A 17,172-nucleotide genomic window follows, 5' to 3' on the forward strand; every position below is an offset into this window, starting at 1 on the left:
CGGGGTGACCGGGTCCGATGTGTCGGTTTTGCGTTCCGCCTGCCGGAGCGGCGAAACCGTGCGCGTCGGCATCGCCACCCCCGGGCCTACGACGATTCCCGGAGAGTGACGATGCGTATCCGTTCCCTGTTGTCCGGCTGGCTGCTGGCCCCGTTGGTGCTGCTGTGCGCGGGTGCCGTGCAGGCCGAAGGCAGCCGCAGCCTGTATCCCGCCACCTATCCCGCGGCCGGGGCCTATCCGGCGGGCGGCTTCCGCGCCAATCTGGACATGGACGGCAGCGGCGCCTATGCCGGCATCATCGAGCGGCGCCAGTTCCTGTACCTCTACGTGCAGGCCGGCGAATACATCGCGCTGGGGTCGCGCAACCGCAGCAACGGCGGCGACATCTTCGTCTACGATCCGCAGGATTTCGGCCAGCGCGGTGCCGAGACCGTGCCCGGCACGGCCGACTTCACCTGCAGCGGCGGCGCCATCGGCGGCGCGGCCGGGCCGCACTATTCCGGCGGCACGCTCGGCACCATCGCCACGCGCGCGCAGGAACTGGCCGGGCCCAACAGCGCCGACAATACCGTCACCGTACCGAACGGATTTGCGCCGTGCGCCTACCGCGCGCCGGTCACCGGCGTGTACGGCGTGCGCTTCACGCCCGCGACGACCGGCGCCGGCCCCGACGGTGTCATCGATCCGCCCGCGGTCAGCAACACCACGGTCGCGGCCTGGGATGTGAGCGTGCGCGCCGACGCAACGTCCACCGCAAGTTTCGACGGCCGCCTCTTCACCTACGCCTGGGCCGGCTGGACCGGCGGCAACAGCCGCTCGATCCACCACGCGCTGTACTACGTCACCACCGACGGCTACCGCTACGAGCAGACCGCGCAGGGCCTGGACCCGAACGGTTTCGCGCTCTACGCCAACAGCGCCGGCTTCCTCGACCAGGGCTCGCCGCTGTACAAGAACATCCGCGGCAGCAACCAGGTGCTCGCCGAACTGCGTCCGGTCGGCATCACCGGCGTCAGCGCGCAGCGTCCGCAGTACCCGGTGTTCTTCAGCGACGTGCGCGACGGCGGTCCGAACGAGGCCGAAGTCGAGCGCACGCTCGCCGCGCTCGGCATTCCGCTCGCGCCGACGCCGCCGCAGGTGACGGACGTCGCGTTCAACGGCAACCTCGGCGGCATCACCTCCACGGTGAACGCCGGCGGCACCTTCACCTTCTCCACCATCGACACGCTCTCGTACCAGATCGTCATCAGCCGCGACAGCGTCGACTTCGATCCGGCCAACGTGCTCAACCGCGTCATCACCGGCGCCGCGCTCGGCGGCGATCACATCGTGATCTGGGATGGCCTGGACAACAGCGGCAATCCGTTCCCGGAAGGAAGCTACGAATTCGAATTGAGCGGCCGCAACGGCGAGGTGCATTTCCCGCTGATCGACGCCGAAGGCAATGCCAACGGCGGCCCCACCGTGGTCAAGCTCAACGGTCCGAGCGCGGGCAGCGGCACCGTCTATTTCGACGATCGCGGCTACGTGACGCGCAGCAACTTCGCCGTCGGCACGCTCAACGGCCACCTCTGCGGCGCCGGCAACACCTCGCTGCAGCCCACGCCCACGCATTCGCTGGTCGGAATCGATTCCACCGCCGGCGGCCCGAACACGTTCGCGCGGCGCTGGGCCGGCAATACCAACAACAACGCCGACTGCACCAACACCCAGGGCTTCGGCGACGGCAAGGGCCTGGACCTGTGGACCTACGAAAGCGTGGCCCCCGCACGCGAGCCGGTGGTCATCGTGCCGGCGGCCGAAGGCGTGGACGTGGGCACGCTGGCCTCGGTCAGCGCCACCGTGCTGCCGGGCGACACCGCGTACGGCACCTTCGTCTTCAGCAACAACGGCGAGGACCCGGCCGCCGGCGTGACGTACTCGGTCACGCTCGGCAACCCGGCCGAACCGGACACCTGCCCGGCCACGGTGAATTTCAGCCTGGTGCCGGCCGGCGTCACGGCCACGTGGAATCCGGCGCCGCTGTGCACCATCACCTTCACCGGCATGCCGACCACGCTCGCCTCGGGCGAGTCGCTGACGTTCAATTTCGACTACGTGGTCGGCGTGGCCAACCCGGGCCCGATCCCGCTCGTCACCACCATCGCCGCGACCAACGAAACCCCGGGCGCACCGTCGCCGAACACGGCGAACGCCGTTACCGTCGTGCCGTCCATCGATGCCGTGGACGACGACTTCACCGGCACGCCGTTCGGCCCCGGCGGCGGCACCACGCCGTCGGTGTTCGACAACGACACGCTGAACGATGCGCCGTTCGCAGACGGCGAGGTGAGCGTGACCATCGAGGACATCGGCGGCCTCGTCGGCGTCACGGTCAATCCCGACGGCACGCTCGACGTGCCGCCCGGCACGCCGCCCGGCACGTACACGATCACCTACGAGATCTGCTCGGTGGCGATCCCGACGCTGTGCGACACCGCGACGGCGACGGTGTTCGTCGGCAGCGGCGCCGATCCGCTGGTGTGCGACGGCACCTTCTACCAGGTGCGCCAGCTCGCGGGCGGCAGCCGCCTGTTCCTGCTCGACCGCAGCAGCAATCCCTACGTCGCGGTGGAGCAGTACAACGCCGGCGTCACGCTGAACGCGATGGGCTACAACAGCGCCGACGATCATCTGTACGCGTTGCTCAACCCCACCACCGCCGGCAACGCGCTGTACCGCCTCGGCGCGGGCGGCGTCGTGGATCTGAACGGTGCGGCCGCAGGCGTGGCGGTGCCGGTGGCCGGCCTGCCGAATGCCGCGTACGACGGCGGCGCCTTCGACGGCGCAGGCCGCTATTTCGTGTCGCAAAGCGCCGGCCCGATGTTCCGCATCGACAACGTCGGCGGCATCGCGCCCACGCCCACGGCGCAGGCCGTCGCCACTGTGGCCGACGCGGCACCGCCCGCAGGCTACACCGGTTCGGCCACGTTCGTCATCGGCGACATCGCCGCGCGTCCGGGCGAAAGCACCGCCGCACTCACGGTCCTCTACGGCGTCCGCCAGGACCAGGCCGGCACGGTGTTCCTGTACCGCTTCGCGATCAGCGCGCCCGGCTCGGCGGCGCCGACGGCCGCGGTGTCGCGCATCGCCACCAACCTGCCGTTGACGACCTTCGGCTCGGTCTTCTTCGACACCTCCGGCACGTTCTACGTGTACGACAACAGCGCCGATGCCACCGCAGGCTTTTACGCGGTGGACGTTGCCACCGGTATCGCCACCAACGTCAGCGGCTCCGATTCGGCCAGCAGCAGCGACGGCGGCAGCTGCGCGTTCACCGCGCAGACCATCGACGTGGTGAAGGCGGCCGGCGCCGTGGCGCCGGTGAACGCGACCACGTTCGACGTGCCGTACAGCCTGGTCGTCGGCAACCTCGGCGGCGTGCCGGTGCCGAACGTGCAGGTCAGCGACAACCTCGCGAACACCTACGCCGACGGCGCGCCGACGCTCGCCATCGTTGCCGGACCGACCGCCGCGGCCCCGTGCACGGTGAATCCGGGCTTCGACGGCGTGAGCGATTTCGCCCTGCTCGCGGGCCTCGACACGCTGGCACCGGGCGCGAGCTGCGCGATCGATTTCACCGTGCGCGTGAGTTATGCGAGCGCCGCCGACATCCCGCTCGGCACGCAGGAAAACACCGCGTACGCCAGCTCCACCAGCGGCGCCGGCCCGAACCCGGGCTACAGCTACCCGGGTGGCGCACCCTTGCCGCCGGTGAGCCTGATCGCGGCGGACGAATCCACCGATGGTCCGGCGCTGCCGACCGATCCGGACGGCGACCTGCCGTCGCCGACGCCGGTGCTGTTCCCGGCGCCGGGCATCGCGATCGACAAGAGCTCCAACAGCGCGTCGATCCCGGCGCTGCCGGCCACGATCACGTACACCTTCCTCGTCAGCAACACCGGCAACGTCGACCTCACGTCGCCGGGCGTGAACGACGCACTCTGCGATGCCGCCCCGTTGCTCGGCGGCGGCGACGACGGCGACGGTGTGCTCGAGGTCGGTGAAGTCTTCACCTACACCTGCAGCCACGCGGTCACGCAGGCCGAGTTCAATGCCGGCACGCTGCTCAATACCGCCACCGCCAGCGGCACGCCGCCGGGTGGCGCACCGCCGCTCGAGAGTCCGCCGGATTCGACCACGACGACCTTCGTGCCGGCGCCGGGCATCGCCATCGACAAGACGTCCGACAGCGCATCGATCCCGGCGCTGCCGGCGACGATCACCTACACCTTCCTCGTCGGCAACACCGGCAACGTCGACCTGACCTCACCTGGCGTGAACGATGCACTGTGCGACGCGCCCCCGGTGCTCGTCGGCGGCGATGACGGTGACGGCGTGCTCGAAGTGGGCGAAGTCTTCACCTACAGCTGCAGCCACGCGGTGACGCAAGGCGAATTCAACGCAGGTTCGCTGCTCAACACCGCCACGGCCACCGGCACGCCGCCGACCGGCGGCCCGATCGACAGCCCGCCGGACTCGACCACGACCACGTTCGTGGTCACGCCCGGCATCGCAATCGACAAGTCGTCCGACAGCGCCTCGATCGACGCGCTGCCGGCGACGATCGCGTACACCTTCCTCGTGAGCAACACCGGCAACGTCGACCTGACCGCACCCGGCGTGAACGATGCCCTCTGCGACGCCGCCCCGGTGCTCACCGGCGGCGACGACGGCGACGGCGTACTCGAAGTGGGCGAAGTGTTCACCTACACCTGCAGCCACGCCGTCACGCTAGCCGAGTTCGAGGCGCCGTCGGGCACGCTGGTCAACACCGCGACCGCCAGCGGCACGCCGCCGACCGGCGGCCCGATCGAGAGCCCGCCCGACAGCACCACCACCACGTTCGACCAGGACGCGGCGATCGCCATCGTCAAGACCTCCGACACCAGCACGCTCTCCGCGCTGCCGGCGACGATCGTCTACACCTTCGCGGTGAGCAACGCCGGCAACGTGGCGCTCGCCACGCCGGCGGTGAACGATGCGCTGTGCGACGCCGCCCCGGTGCTGAGCGGCGGCGACGACGGCGACGGCGTGCTGGAGGTGGGCGAAGTCTTCACCTACACCTGCAGCCACGCGGTGACGCAGGCCGAGTTCGACACGGGCTCGCTGATCAACACCGCCACCGCGAGCGGCGTGCCGCCGAGCGGCGTGCCGATCGAGAGCCCGCCGGACAGCACCACGACGACGTTCGTGCCGGCCCCGGGCATTGCGCTGGTCAAGACCTCGGACACGGCCACGCTCCCGGCGCTGCCGGCGACCATCGTCTACACCTTCGTCGCGAGCAACACCGGCAACGTGACGCTCTCTGCGCCGTCGATCAACGACGCATTGTGCGACGCGCCTGCGGTCTACGTGTCCGGCGACACCGACGGCGACACCGCGCTCGGCGTCGGCGAAGCCTTCACCTTCACCTGCAGCCACGCGGTCACACAGGCCGAGTTCGACGTCGGTTCGCTGGTCAACACCGCCACCGCCAGCGGCACGCCGCCGGGCGGCGGTCCGCCGCTCGAAAGTCCGCCGGACAGCACCACGACGACGTTCGTGCCGGCGCCGGGCATCGCGCTCGCCAAGACGTCCGACAGCGCCACCGTCACGGCGCTGCCGGCGACGATCGTCTACAGCTTCGTCGTCAGCAACACCGGCAACGTCACGCTGGCCGATCCGTCGATCGACGATGCGCTCTGCGATGCCCAGGCCACGTATGTCTCGGGCGATGTCGACGGCGACACCGCGCTCGGCGTCGGCGAAGCCTTCACGTTCACCTGCAGCCACGCGGTGACGCAGACCGAGTTCGACACCGGTTCACTGGTCAACACCGCCACGGCAAGCGGCACGCCGCCGGGCGGCGGTCCGCCGCTCGAAAGCCCGCCCGACAGCACCACGACCACGTTCGAGGCAGGCCCGGCGCTGGCGGTGGTGAAGACGCGCACCGACGCCATCGCGCCCATCGTCGCCGGCAGCGTGCTGACGTACCGGATCGTCGCGACCAACACCGGCAACGTCTCGCTCGACGAGGTGACGGTGAGCGATGCGCTGATCGCCGATCTGATTTGCGAGCCGGTGCTGCCGGCGACGCTCGCGGTCGGCGCCAGCGTCACCTGCACCGGCAGCTACACGGTCACGCAGGACGACGTCGACGGCGGCGATGTCACCAACACCGCCAGCGCCAGCGGCATTCCGCCCGGCGGCACGCCGGTCGACGACAGCGACGAGATCGTCACGCCGATCCCGCCTGCGCCGGCGCTGGAGCTGACGAAGACGGCCACGCTCGACGACGGCAACGGCAGCGGTGCCGCCGATGCCGGCGAAACCATCGACTACGCGATCGCGGTGCGCAACACCGGCAACGTGACCCTGACCGGCCTCGTGGTGGTCGATCCGATGGGCGGCGGCACGCTCGCCTGCGCCCCAAACACGCTGGCGCCCGACGCCGTCGCCACGTGCGATGCGTACAGCTACGTGGTCACCGACGCCGACGTCATCGCCGGCACGCCGATCGTGAACACCGCCACCGGCACCGCGCAGCCGCCGACCGGCACGCCGGTGAGCGACGAGGACGACACCAGCACGCCGGTCGGCGATGCGCTGGCCGACCTCGCGATCCTCAAGACGGGCCCCGCGCGCAGCAACGTCGGCGACGAAGTCGCGTTCACGATCGTGGTGACCAACCTCGGCCCGAACACGGCGGTGGACACGCTGCTGGTCGACCCGACGCCGGCCGGCCTGCAGTTCGTCGCCAACAGCGGCGACTGCGCGACGGCGTTCCCGTGCGAGCTCGGCGACCTGGCCGTCGGCGACACGCGCACCGTGGTCTCGACCTTCCTGCTGCCGGACGACTACAGCGGCCCGGACACCATCGTGAACATCGCGTCGGTGACCAGCAGCACGCCGGATCCGACCCCGGGCGACACGTCGTCGTCGGCCAGCACGCTGATCGGCAGCGCGCCGGTTCCCGTGCCGTCGCCGGCCGTGATCCCGGTCGATGCGCGCTGGGCCACGCTGCTGCTGGCACTGGCGATGCTGCTGCTCGCCGGACCGCAGCTGCGGCGGCGCGGCTGAACGACCGGTCGCCCCGCACCCGCACGGGCGCGGGGCGACCGTGGTGTGCCGGCAGCGCGGGTGCCGCGCGCCGCTTGGGTTTCCGGCCTGTTCCAGCCTGTGCGAGGACGCTTCGTGGCCCGCTCCGCCGATGTCGAACTGCACGCTGCGGCGCGGCGACGTGGTATTGAACGCGGGCCCACCCGAACCCCGCGCATGCACGCTCCCCGCCCGCCCGCCACCGTCCGCGCACTGACCGACCGCCTCGTCGGCGCGCCGCTGCGTCGCCTGCTGGCATGGCTGCGCACCGTGCCGATCGACGATCCCGTCGACCGCCGCAACGCACCGATGCTGCAGCTGCTGCTGGTGGTCATCGGCACCGTCGTGCCGGTGCTCGCGGCGCTGCGCTGGCAGCGCGACTGGGGCATCGGCATCGACGTCACGCGCGAACTGCTCGCCATGCTGACGATGGCGTTCGCATGGACCTGCCTCTATCTCGTGCGCGTGGGCCAGTTCCGCGTCGCGGCGAGCCTGCTGATCGCCAGCAGCCTGGGGCTGCTCGGCGTCACCTACGCCACCGAAGGCCTGCGCATCCAGGTCGACGTGCAATACCTGCACGCGCTGCCGCTGATCCTCGGCGGATTGCTGCTCGGACGCCGCGCGCTGTGGGGCGTGGCCGCGGTGCTGCTGCTGGTCTTCGCGCTCGGCGCGGCGCGCGATCTTGCGATGATGCTGGACATCCCCGCCCTGCGCAGCGCCGCCTACGCGGCGCTGCTGCGTGCGTCCGTCGGCACGCTGATCGTCGCGCTGATCCTCGACCGCGCGGTCTCGGCGCTGCGCGAAGCGCTGCTCAGCGCGACCCGGCGCGGCGAGGAACTGGCACGCACGCGCGACCGGCTCGAACGCGAGATCGTGGAGAAGGAACGGTCGCAGGCGCAGTTGCTGCATTCGCAGAAGATGGAAGCGGTGGGCCGGCTCGCGGGCGGCGTCGCGCACGATTTCAACAACATCCTCGGCGTGATCCTGGGCTACGCGAGCCGCGCCGACGCCGCACTCGACCCCGATGCCGCGGACGCCTCGCTCGCCGGCATCCGCAGCGCCGCGCAGCGCGGCGCGGTGGTCACGCGACGCCTGCTGAGCCTGAGCCGCGACGAGGCACGCGAGGTTGCCGTGTTCGATGCCGCCGCCGCGGTGCGCGACATCGCGCCGATGCTGCGCCAGCTGTTCGGCCAGCAGGTGCAGATGGCCGCGCACGTGGCGGCCGAGCCGCTGCCGGTGCGGCTGGACCGCGCCGAATTCGAGCTCGCGCTGCTCAACATCGCGGCCAACGCGCGCGATGCCATGCCCGATGGCGGCACGGTCCGCATCAATGTCGAACGCCAGCACGGCAGCGTCGCCATCACTGTCACCGACAGCGGTGTCGGCATGCCACCGGACGTGATCGAGCGCATGTTCGATCCGTTCTTCACCACCAAGGCGCGCGGCCACGGCACCGGCATCGGCCTGGCCGTGGTGCACCGGCTCGCCACCGAGGCCGGTGGCGCGGTGCGCGTGGACAGCGAACCGGGCCGCGGCACCGCACTGCGCCTGCTGCTGCCGCTGGTCGATGCGCCGCCGGCGGTGACCACGCGCCCCGCGACGCTGCGCGTGCTGCTGGTCGAGGACGATGCCGAACTGCGCGGCCTGCTGCGCGACGCCCTGCGTGCCGCCGGCTGCGACGTGCTCGCCGCCGGCCGCGTGCGCGAAGCCCAGGCACTGGCGCGCGACGCCGAACGCATCGACGCGGTGGTGTCGGACTTCGACCTGCCCGACGGCACCGCCGACGAGCTCTTCGCCGACCTCGCCCCGCGCCTGCCCGAAGCGCATCTGCTGCTGATCTCCGCGCTCGACCGCAGCGCGGCGCGACGCCATTCGCGCGGCCTGCGCGTCCGCACGCTGGCCAAACCGTTCGCGCCGGACCGGCTGGTGCGGATGCTGCTGGAGATGGCGCAGGCCGGGCCGCGGCGCGACGGCTGAACGCGCCCGCCGGTTTGTCGAAGAAAGCACATCCCGTGCGTTCTTCGACCGCCCGCTAACCCATGAACTTCCGGTGCGCGTGGATCGACATGACGATGCCGAAGCCGGCCAGCAGCGTCACCGCCGACGTGCCGCCGTAGCTCAGCAGCGGCATCGGCACGCCCACCACCGGCAGCAGGCCGGACACCATGCCGCCGTTGACGATCACGTAGACGAAGAACGTCAGCGCCAGCGCGCCGCCGAGCAGGCGCGCGTAGGTGTCGCGCGCGTTCGCGGCGATCCACAGACACCGCCCGATGATGAACAGGTACAGCGCCAGGATGACGAGCACACCGACGAGGCCGAACTCCTCGCCCAGCACCGCGAAGATGAAATCGGTGGTGTGTTCGGGCAAAAATTCCAGCCGCGATTGCGTGCCCTGTCCCCAGCCCTTGCCGAACACGCCACCCGAACCGACCGCGATCTTCGACTGGATGATGTTCCAGCCCGATCCCAGCGGATCGGCCTCCGGACTCATGAAGGTCAGCAGGCGCTGCTTCTGGTATTCGCGCAGGAACGGCCACGCCAGCGGCAACGCCGCCGCCGCGAGGCCGGCGAGCAGGCCAATGCGCCACCACGCCATGCCCGAGAGAAACACCACGAATGCCCCGCTCGCGCCGACCAGCAGCGCGGTGCCGAGATCGGGCTGGATCGCGATCAGTGCGCACGGCACGCCGACCAGCACACCGCTCACCGCGATCGCGGTCCAGCTCGGCGGCAGCGGACGCGCGTGCAGGAACGCCGCCACCACCATCGGCACGGTCAGCTTCAGCAGTTCCGCCGGCTGCACGTAGAACACGCCGAGGTTGAGCCAGTGCCGGCCGCTGCGGCCGGTGCCGAGGAAGGGCACCAGCGCGAGCAGCAGGAGGCTTGCGGCGAACAGCCACGGCGTCCACAACCGCATCTGCACCGGCGGGATGCGCGAGATCACCCACAGCGCGATCAGGCCCACGCCCATGCGCGCGGCCTGCGACCACACCAGCCGTTCGTTGCCGCCGGCGGCGCTGTGCAGCACCGCGAGGCCAATGCCCACCAGCAGCAGCAATGCGACCAGCAGCGGCACATCCACCCGTGGCGGCCCGACCCAGCGATGCCAGCGTCGCAGGAACAGGTTCATGCCGCGGTCGCGCTGCCGGGCGTCGTCACGCGGGATTCTTCCCGAGCCACGCATCGAGGATGCGGCGCGCCACCGGCGCCGCCGTCTTCGACCCCGACGCACCCGACTCCACTACCACCATCACCGCGATGCGCGGCGCATCGGCCGGCGCGAAGGCGATGAACAGGGCGCGGTAGCGCAGATCGAACGCCAGCGTGTTGATGTCGATCTGCGCGTCCGAGGTGCGGCCGACGCGCTGCGCGGTGCCGGTCTTGCCGGCGATGAGATAGTCCACGCCCTCCGCCGCGGCGCGTGCCGAGCCCGTCGGCCCGTGCATCACCGCCACCATGCCTTCGATCACGGCGGCAAGGTTGGCCGGATTCGACACCAGCGGCGGACCTTCGGGCGGCATCGGTTCGGGCACCTGCGGCGAATCGAAGCCGGCCTGCGTCGCGCGCAGCAGGTGCAGGCGATGCTTGCGACCGCCGGCGGCGAGCGTGGCGGTGGCCTGCGCGAGCTGCAGCGGCGTCACCACCCAGAAGCCTTGCCCGATGCCGGCGATCACGGTTTCGCCCGGATACCAGACCTGTCCGCGTTCGCGCCGTTTCCACTCGCGCGTGGGCAACACGCCGACGGTTTCGCCGGGCAGATCGATGCCGGTTTTCTCGCCGAAACCGAACTTGCCGGTGTATTCGGTCAGCCGGTCGATGCCCAGATCGACCGCCAGCTTGTAGAAATACGTGTTGACCGATTGCGCGATCGCCTCGCGCAAGTCGACGTTGCCGTGGCCGCCGCGCCGCCAGTCGCGGTACTCGCGCTGCTGCCCCGGCAGGCGGAAGGCACCGGACGAGAACGTGGTGTCGCCGGGTTTGCGCAGGCCAAGCTCCAGCCCGGCGAGCCCCACGAACGGCTTGATCGTGGAACCGGGTTCGTAATTGCCTTGCAGTACCCGGTTGAACAGCGGCCGCGGCGGCGCGTTGAGCAGGTCGGCGTAGGCCTGGCGACCGATGCCGTTGACGAACGGATTGGGGTCGTAGCTCGGCAGGCTGACCATGCCCAGGACCTCTCCCGTGCGCGGATCCACCGCCACCGCGGCACCGTGCTGGCCTTCGAACGCATCCACCATCGCGCGTTGCAGGTCGACATCGATGCTCAGGATCAGGTGCTCGCCCGAATGCGCCGGGATGCGGTCGAGCACGCGCAGGTCGCGGCCCTCCGCGTTGATTTCCACCTGCTCGAAGCCGACATCGCCGTGCAGCCGCGACTCGTAGAAGCGCTCGATGCCCGACTTGCCGATGTGCGTGGCGCCGCTGTAGCGCGTGGCGTCGAGGGTTTCGAGGTCGCGCGTGTCGATGCGCCCCACGTAGCCGATCACGTGCGCGAACAGGTCGCCGTACGGATAGCGGCGGTTGAGATAGGGCGCCACATCCACGCCCGGAAAGCGGTAGCGCTGCACCGCGAACGCCGCCACCTGCGCCTCGGTCAGCCGCAGCTTGAGCGGCACCGGATGGAACCCGCGCTTGACCCGGAACGCGGCGCGGAAATCGGCGATCTCGTCCTCGCTCAGCGGCAGCACCTGGCCCAGGTCCGCGAGCAGCGCATCGACGTCTTTCACCTGCTCGGGGATCACTTCGAGCCGGTAGGCCGGCACGTTGTCGGCCAGCAGCCGGCCGTTGCGGTCGTAGATCAGCCCGCGTGCCGGCACGATCGGCCGCGGCTTGATGCGGTTGGCTTCGGAGCGGATGTGGAACTGCTCGTACTCCACCACCTGCAGGTAGACGAAGCGCGCGCCGAGCACGCACAGCAGCAGCGCGGCGATCGCGAACCCGGCCCACGCGCGGCGACGGTAGCCCGCGCTTTCGGCCTGCGGATTCTTGATCTGGCGGCGGGTGCGCATCATCGCTGGCGTGGCCGACGGCGGGCGGGCATCAGCCCGCGTCCTTGCCGCGCAGGCGCAGGCGAATGTCGTCGAGCAGCAGGAACAGCCACGGCCACAGCAGCAGCGCCACGCCCGGCGACAGCCAGAACTGCCACGGCGGCAGGCCCTCGCCCGACAGCAGGCGCACCATCAGCACCACGGCCCGGTCGTTGAGCATGAGCGCGAACACCGCCAGCGCCTGCTGGGTGAGCGTGAAGAAGCGCAGCCTGGCGCGGAACCGCAGCACGATGAACGCGAGGATGCACAGCCGCAACGCCTGTTCGCCGAGCAGGTTGCCGTAGAGCAGGTCCGCGACCAGGCCCAGCACGAACGCAAGACCCAGACCCGTGCGCGCCGGCGTTTCGAGCAGCCAGTAGCAGAACACCAGGCCAAGCCAGTAGGGTTTGAACGGCGCCAGATACGTGGGCACCGGCAGCAGGCCGAGCAGCAGCGCGACCGCGATGCTCGCCCACAGCAGGCCGACGCCGTCGCGCCAGCGGCTCACGGCCCGCCACCGGTGGATGGCGATGCTGCCGTCGGCGCGGCATCCGGTGCGGGCGGGCCCATTTCGTCGCGTGTGTCTTCGATGCCGGTGTTCCACACCAGCAGCACCTCGCCGTTGCGTTCGAGCGTCGCCGCCGGATGGGCCTGCGCCACGACGAACAGGCGCGTATCGTCCGGCTGCAGGCTCACGATGCGCCCGACCGGAAACCCCGCCGGAAACGTGCCGCCCAGGCCCGAGGTGATGAGTTCGTCGCCCACCTGCACGTCCGCGCTCAGCGGAATGTTCGGCAGTTCCAGCGCGTCGAGCCGCCCGGTGCCGAAGGCGATCGAACGCTGGCCGGAGCGCACCACCTGCACCGGGATCGCATGGCTCGGATCGGTGACAAGCATCGCGGTGGAATTCATCGGCGTGGTCGCGATGATCTGCCCCACGACGCCTGCACCGTCGATCACCGCCAGACCCACACGCACGCCGCGCTGCTGTCCCGCGTCGAGCACGATGCGGTGGCGGAACGGATCGAGGTCCACGTCGACCATGCCCGCGAGCTGCACGCTCAGCTGCAGCCCGCGCGTGCCGCCGAGCAGGTCGCGCAGGCGCTGGTTCTCGATCTGCACCGCCTGCAGCCGGTTCATGCGTGCGCTGCCGCGCAGCAGCTGCTCGCGCAGTTCGCGGTTTTCGCGCAGCAGGTCCTGCTGGCTCGCGAGCTGGTCGCGCGTGGCGGTGACCAGGCGCGCCGGCGACGAGGCGATCATGTAGAGCGGGCCGGTGAGCATGCCGGCGGCGGCGCGGACCGCGTCGAGATAGCCGCCGCGGTGGTCGGCCACCATCAGCACCAGCGCCATCGTCAGATACATCAGCAGCTTCAGCGTGCCGGCGCCGCCTTCGGCGAACAGCGACCCGCTGGCGTTACCGGTATAGGCCACGATCGGACGAACCCGTCAGTGCGCGCGATCCGGATCGCGCGCGAATTCCATCATTCCGGCGCGAAGAAATCGTTGCCGTGCATGTCGATCAGTTCCAGCGCACGGCCGCCGCCGCGCGCCACGCAGGTCAGCGGATCGTCCGCGACGTGCACGTACAGGCCGGTCTCCTCGGAAATGAGCTTGTCCAGATCGCGCAGCAGCGCGCCGCCGCCGGTGAGCACGATGCCGCGTTCGGCCACGTCCGAGCACAGCTCCGGCGGCGTCTGCTCCAGCGCCGCACGCACCGCGCTGGTGATGCCGGCGAGCGGCTCGTGCAAGGCTTCCAGCACTTCGTTCGAGTTGATCGTGAAATTGCGCGGCACGCCTTCGGCGAGGTTGCGGCCGGACACCTCCATCTCGCGGATCTCGCTCTGCGGGAAGGCGCAGCCGACTTCGATCTTGATGCGCTCGGCCGTGGTTTCGCCGATGAGCGTGCCGTGGTTGCGGCGCACGTAGCTGATGATGGATTCGTCGAACTTGTCGCCGCCCACGCGCACCGACTGCGAGTAGACGATGCCGTTGAGCGAGATGACCGCCACTTCCGAGGTGCCGCCGCCGATGTCGAGCACCATCGAGCCGGATGCTTCGTGGATCGGGATGCCGGCGCCGATCGCGGCCGCCATCGGCTCCTCGATCAGAAACACTTCGCGCGCACCGGCTTCTTCCGCCGATTCCTTGATCGCGCGGCGTTCCACCTGGGTCGAGCCGCACGGCACGCAGATCAGCACGCGCGGACTCGGGCGCAGGAAACGCGAACGGTGCACCTTGCGGATGAAGTGCTTGAGCATTTCCTCGGTGGTGCTGAAGTCGGCGATGACGCCGTCCTTCATCGGCCGGATGGTGGTGATATTGCCCGGCGTGCGGCCCAGCATGCGTTTGGCGTCGGTGCCCACCGCGGCCACCTGCTTCGGCGAACCGGGCCCGCGATCCTGACGGATCGCCACGACCGACGGCTCGTTGAGCACAATGCCCTGGCCCCGCACGTAGATGAGGGTGTTCGCCGTGCCCAGATCGATGGACAGGTCGTTCGAGAACATGCCGCGGAGGGTCTTGAACATCTTCGATTCGCAGGGGAAAAAGAGCAGAACAGCACGCTAGCGTAGCAAGCGGAAAACTGCAGGACAACAAGCGTTTTCGCGGTGTTAGCGGGGTGTTAACGGCGCTGCGCGCGCACGGCGAGGCATCGGCCGGACAGGCACGAGTCTGGCAGCAACCGGGCCGCAGCGACGCTCGAGGTTATGGCAATTTGCGGGCAGCGCTGCACGCGATCGACTGCAAACCCGGCGCAGCGCGACCTTGCGGCGCATTGGCGGTACGATACGCCGGTTTTGCGCCTCCAACTTCCGCGTACCTGCAAGGATTCACATGTCGGCACTGATCTGCGGTTCCCTCGCCTACGACACCATCATGGTGTTCCAGGACCAGTTCAAGAACCACATCCTGCCGGACAAGGTGCACATCCTGAACGTGTCGTTCCTGGTGCCGCGCATGCGGCGCGAGTTCGGCGGCTGCGCCGGCAACATCGCCTACAACCTCAACCTGCTCGGCGGCGATCCGATCCCGATGGCCACGGTAGGCCAGGATTTCGCGCCGTATCGCGAACACTTCGAGGAATGCGGCATCACGCTCGCGCAGGTCAAGGAGATCCCCGATCTCTACACCGCGCAGGCCTTCATCACCACCGACCTCGACGACAACCAGATCACCGCCTTCCACCCCGGCGCGATGATGCGCAGCTACGAGAACCACGTGCGCGACGTGCCGGGCGTGAAGTTCGGCATCGTGGGTCCCGACGGCTACGAGGCCATGCTGCAGAATTCGGCCGAATTCGCCGAGCGGGACATCCCCTTCATCTTCGATCCGGGCCAGGCCATGCCGCTGTACAACGGCAAGGAACTGACCACGATGATCGAGCAGGCGACGTACGTCACCGTGAACGACTACGAATCGAGCCTGCTGCAGGAAAAGACCGGCCTGTCGGAAAAGCAGATCGCCGAGCGGGTGAAGGCCTACATCATCACGCGCGGCCCGAAGGGCTCGGAGGTGCACAGCCGCGACGGCGAACTGCACATCCCGTCGGCCAACGCGATGCGCGTGGTGGACCCGACCGGCTGCGGCGATGCCTACCGCGCCGGCCTGATCTTCGGCCTGATGCGCGACATGGACATGGCCACGGCCGGACGCATCGCGTCGCTGATGGGTGCGCTGAAGATCGAACACCTCGGCCCGCAGAACCAGCGCTTCGACTACGAACAGTTCGCCGAACAGTTCCGCCAGCAGTTCGGCTACGCGCTGCGCTGAGGCGCCGGCCGGTGGGGCGCGTGCGCCTCGCCGTGTACGGGTCATCCGCTGGCATGCGGCGTGGCGCGTCATGCGACCCCATGGGCGGCCGATAACTTGATGTTCGCGCCTGTGCCGCGGCGCAGGCGCGAATTCAGGGAACGATCGGCTCCGCCGCGCACGCGGGCGATGCGACGTCCAGGGCCGACGTCAGCGCACACAGCGCGAGCCGGTCGGCCTCGAGCTTGGCGCGCCAGTCGTGGAGATCGAAGGCATGGCCGTCGTAGCTGCCGCTGCAGTCGTAGCGGACGCCGGTCCACGGTGACACCTGCGCGCCTTCGGCGGCCTGGACGCAGCGCGCCCCGTCGAAGCTGTGCCCGACGCCGTCGAACAGCGTCACCGTGAACGGCGCGCCTGCGGCCGCATCCGAGTGCTGGCGGTGCCCGTCGCAGGCGTCGAACCGACTGATGGTGTCGGCCGAGCCGAGGTACACGTCCACCGGTGCCGTGGCGCGGTACGTCGACTGCCCCTGCTCCGGCGCACCGAACGCCCCGTACAGTCCGCATCCCGGATAGAAACTCTGCGCGGCGACGAATGGCTGGTACGGCAGCGTGCCTGCGGCGATGGCGGCGAGCGCCGCACTGCCGCCGTGCGACCAGCCCATGACGGCCACGCGCGCCGGATCGACGACTGCGCTGCCGTCGGGGTTTTTCAGACTCGTCAGCGCTTCATGGGCGGCAAGTGCGTCGCGCGGACGATCATTCTCTTCCGTGGCGTGGATGGCGAGGATCGCGGCGCGGTCGCTGCAGTAGTTCTGGCGGGCGGTCGCGGGGGGATGCGTCGCGTCGCGGGTCGAGAACGCGTCGACCAGCATGGCGTGGATGCCGGCGGCGTTGAGCCGGCGCGCCCAGTCGGTGAAACGCGACGAGATGTGCGATTCGTCGCCGTAGCCGTTGCTGCCGTAGACGCCGCTGCAGCCGTGCAGCAGGATCACCGCGGGCGCGGCGGCCGGCGCTGCGGCGACCGTGCTGTGCCACAGCCAGGCTTCGAGCGGCGCTGCCGCATCGGACGACGGGAGCAGGATACGCCGCGCGCCTTCGAAATCGTCCCGGAAGCCGGTCGATGCCGCGGATGCAGGCATCGACACGCAGCTCGCGGCGAGCGCTGCGAGGAGCAGGGAGATCGCGGTGCGACGGATCGGGCTGTGGGGCATGCAATGGCGACCGTTGCTGGTTGCCTTGCATACGGCGAGACGGGCAATCGCGGCGCAGTCCGC

General features: G+C 69.9%; 9 protein-coding genes. 3 read left to right on the top strand and 6 right to left on the bottom strand.

All coding sequences use genetic code 11. From position 1 onward, the window contains the following. Positions 1 to 111: 111 nt before the first annotated feature. Together HNQ52_RS04760 and HNQ52_RS04765 are read left to right on the top strand one after the other, a co-directional pair. Positions 112 to 7,101: a DUF11 domain-containing protein gene (locus HNQ52_RS04760; protein WP_183959990.1), complete on the top strand. Its 6,990-nt coding sequence runs from the start codon at positions 112 to 114 to the stop codon at positions 7,099 to 7,101. 195 nt (positions 7,102 to 7,296) lie between these two features. Beyond that, positions 7,297 to 9,096: an ATP-binding protein gene (locus tag HNQ52_RS04765; RefSeq protein WP_183959991.1), complete on the top strand. Its 1,800-nt coding sequence runs from the start codon at positions 7,297 to 7,299 to the stop codon at positions 9,094 to 9,096. 55 nt (positions 9,097 to 9,151) lie between these two features. Here HNQ52_RS04765 and rodA read toward each other — a convergent pair whose 3' ends face one another. From rodA to HNQ52_RS04790, 5 genes are read right to left on the bottom strand one after another with little or no spacing between them, the layout of a single operon-like run. Then, a complete protein-coding gene (rodA, locus tag HNQ52_RS04770; protein WP_183959992.1) occupies positions 9,152 to 10,252 on the bottom strand; it encodes a rod shape-determining protein RodA in 1,101 nt (366 codons plus the stop codon). A gap of 25 nt (positions 10,253 to 10,277) precedes the next feature. Continuing rightward, entirely contained in the window at positions 10,278 to 12,131 is a 1,854-nt protein-coding gene (gene mrdA, locus HNQ52_RS04775) for a penicillin-binding protein 2 (protein ID WP_183959993.1), read from the bottom strand. 28 nt (positions 12,132 to 12,159) lie between these two features. Next, entirely contained in the window at positions 12,160 to 12,654 is a 495-nt protein-coding gene (mreD, locus tag HNQ52_RS04780; protein WP_183959994.1) for a rod shape-determining protein MreD, read from the bottom strand. Continuing rightward, positions 12,651 to 13,577 (bottom strand): rod shape-determining protein MreC, encoded by a 927-nt coding sequence (gene mreC, locus HNQ52_RS04785; RefSeq protein WP_183959995.1) that lies wholly within the window; start codon positions 13,575 to 13,577, stop codon positions 12,651 to 12,653. Before mreC ends, mreD begins: the two co-directional genes overlap by 4 nt. Positions 13,578 to 13,627: 50 nt before the next feature. Further along, the gene (locus tag HNQ52_RS04790) at positions 13,628 to 14,674 is read right to left on the bottom strand and encodes a rod shape-determining protein (protein WP_183959996.1); all 1,047 of its coding nucleotides are present in this window, start codon (positions 14,672 to 14,674) and stop codon (positions 13,628 to 13,630) included. 307 nt (positions 14,675 to 14,981) lie between these two features. Between HNQ52_RS04790 and HNQ52_RS04795 the strand changes: the two genes are divergently transcribed. Further along, complete coding sequence (locus tag HNQ52_RS04795; RefSeq protein WP_183959997.1) at positions 14,982 to 15,917, top strand: carbohydrate kinase family protein; 936 nt, start codon at positions 14,982 to 14,984, stop codon at positions 15,915 to 15,917. A gap of 133 nt (positions 15,918 to 16,050) precedes the next feature. Here HNQ52_RS04795 and HNQ52_RS04800 read toward each other — a convergent pair whose 3' ends face one another. After that, complete coding sequence (locus HNQ52_RS04800) at positions 16,051 to 17,109, bottom strand: dienelactone hydrolase family protein (protein WP_183959998.1); 1,059 nt, start codon at positions 17,107 to 17,109, stop codon at positions 16,051 to 16,053. Positions 17,110 to 17,172 lie beyond the last annotated feature (63 nt).

Source organism: Chiayiivirga flava, from assembly GCF_014202825.1.
GTDB lineage: Bacteria > Pseudomonadota > Gammaproteobacteria > Xanthomonadales > Xanthomonadaceae > Chiayiivirga > Chiayiivirga flava.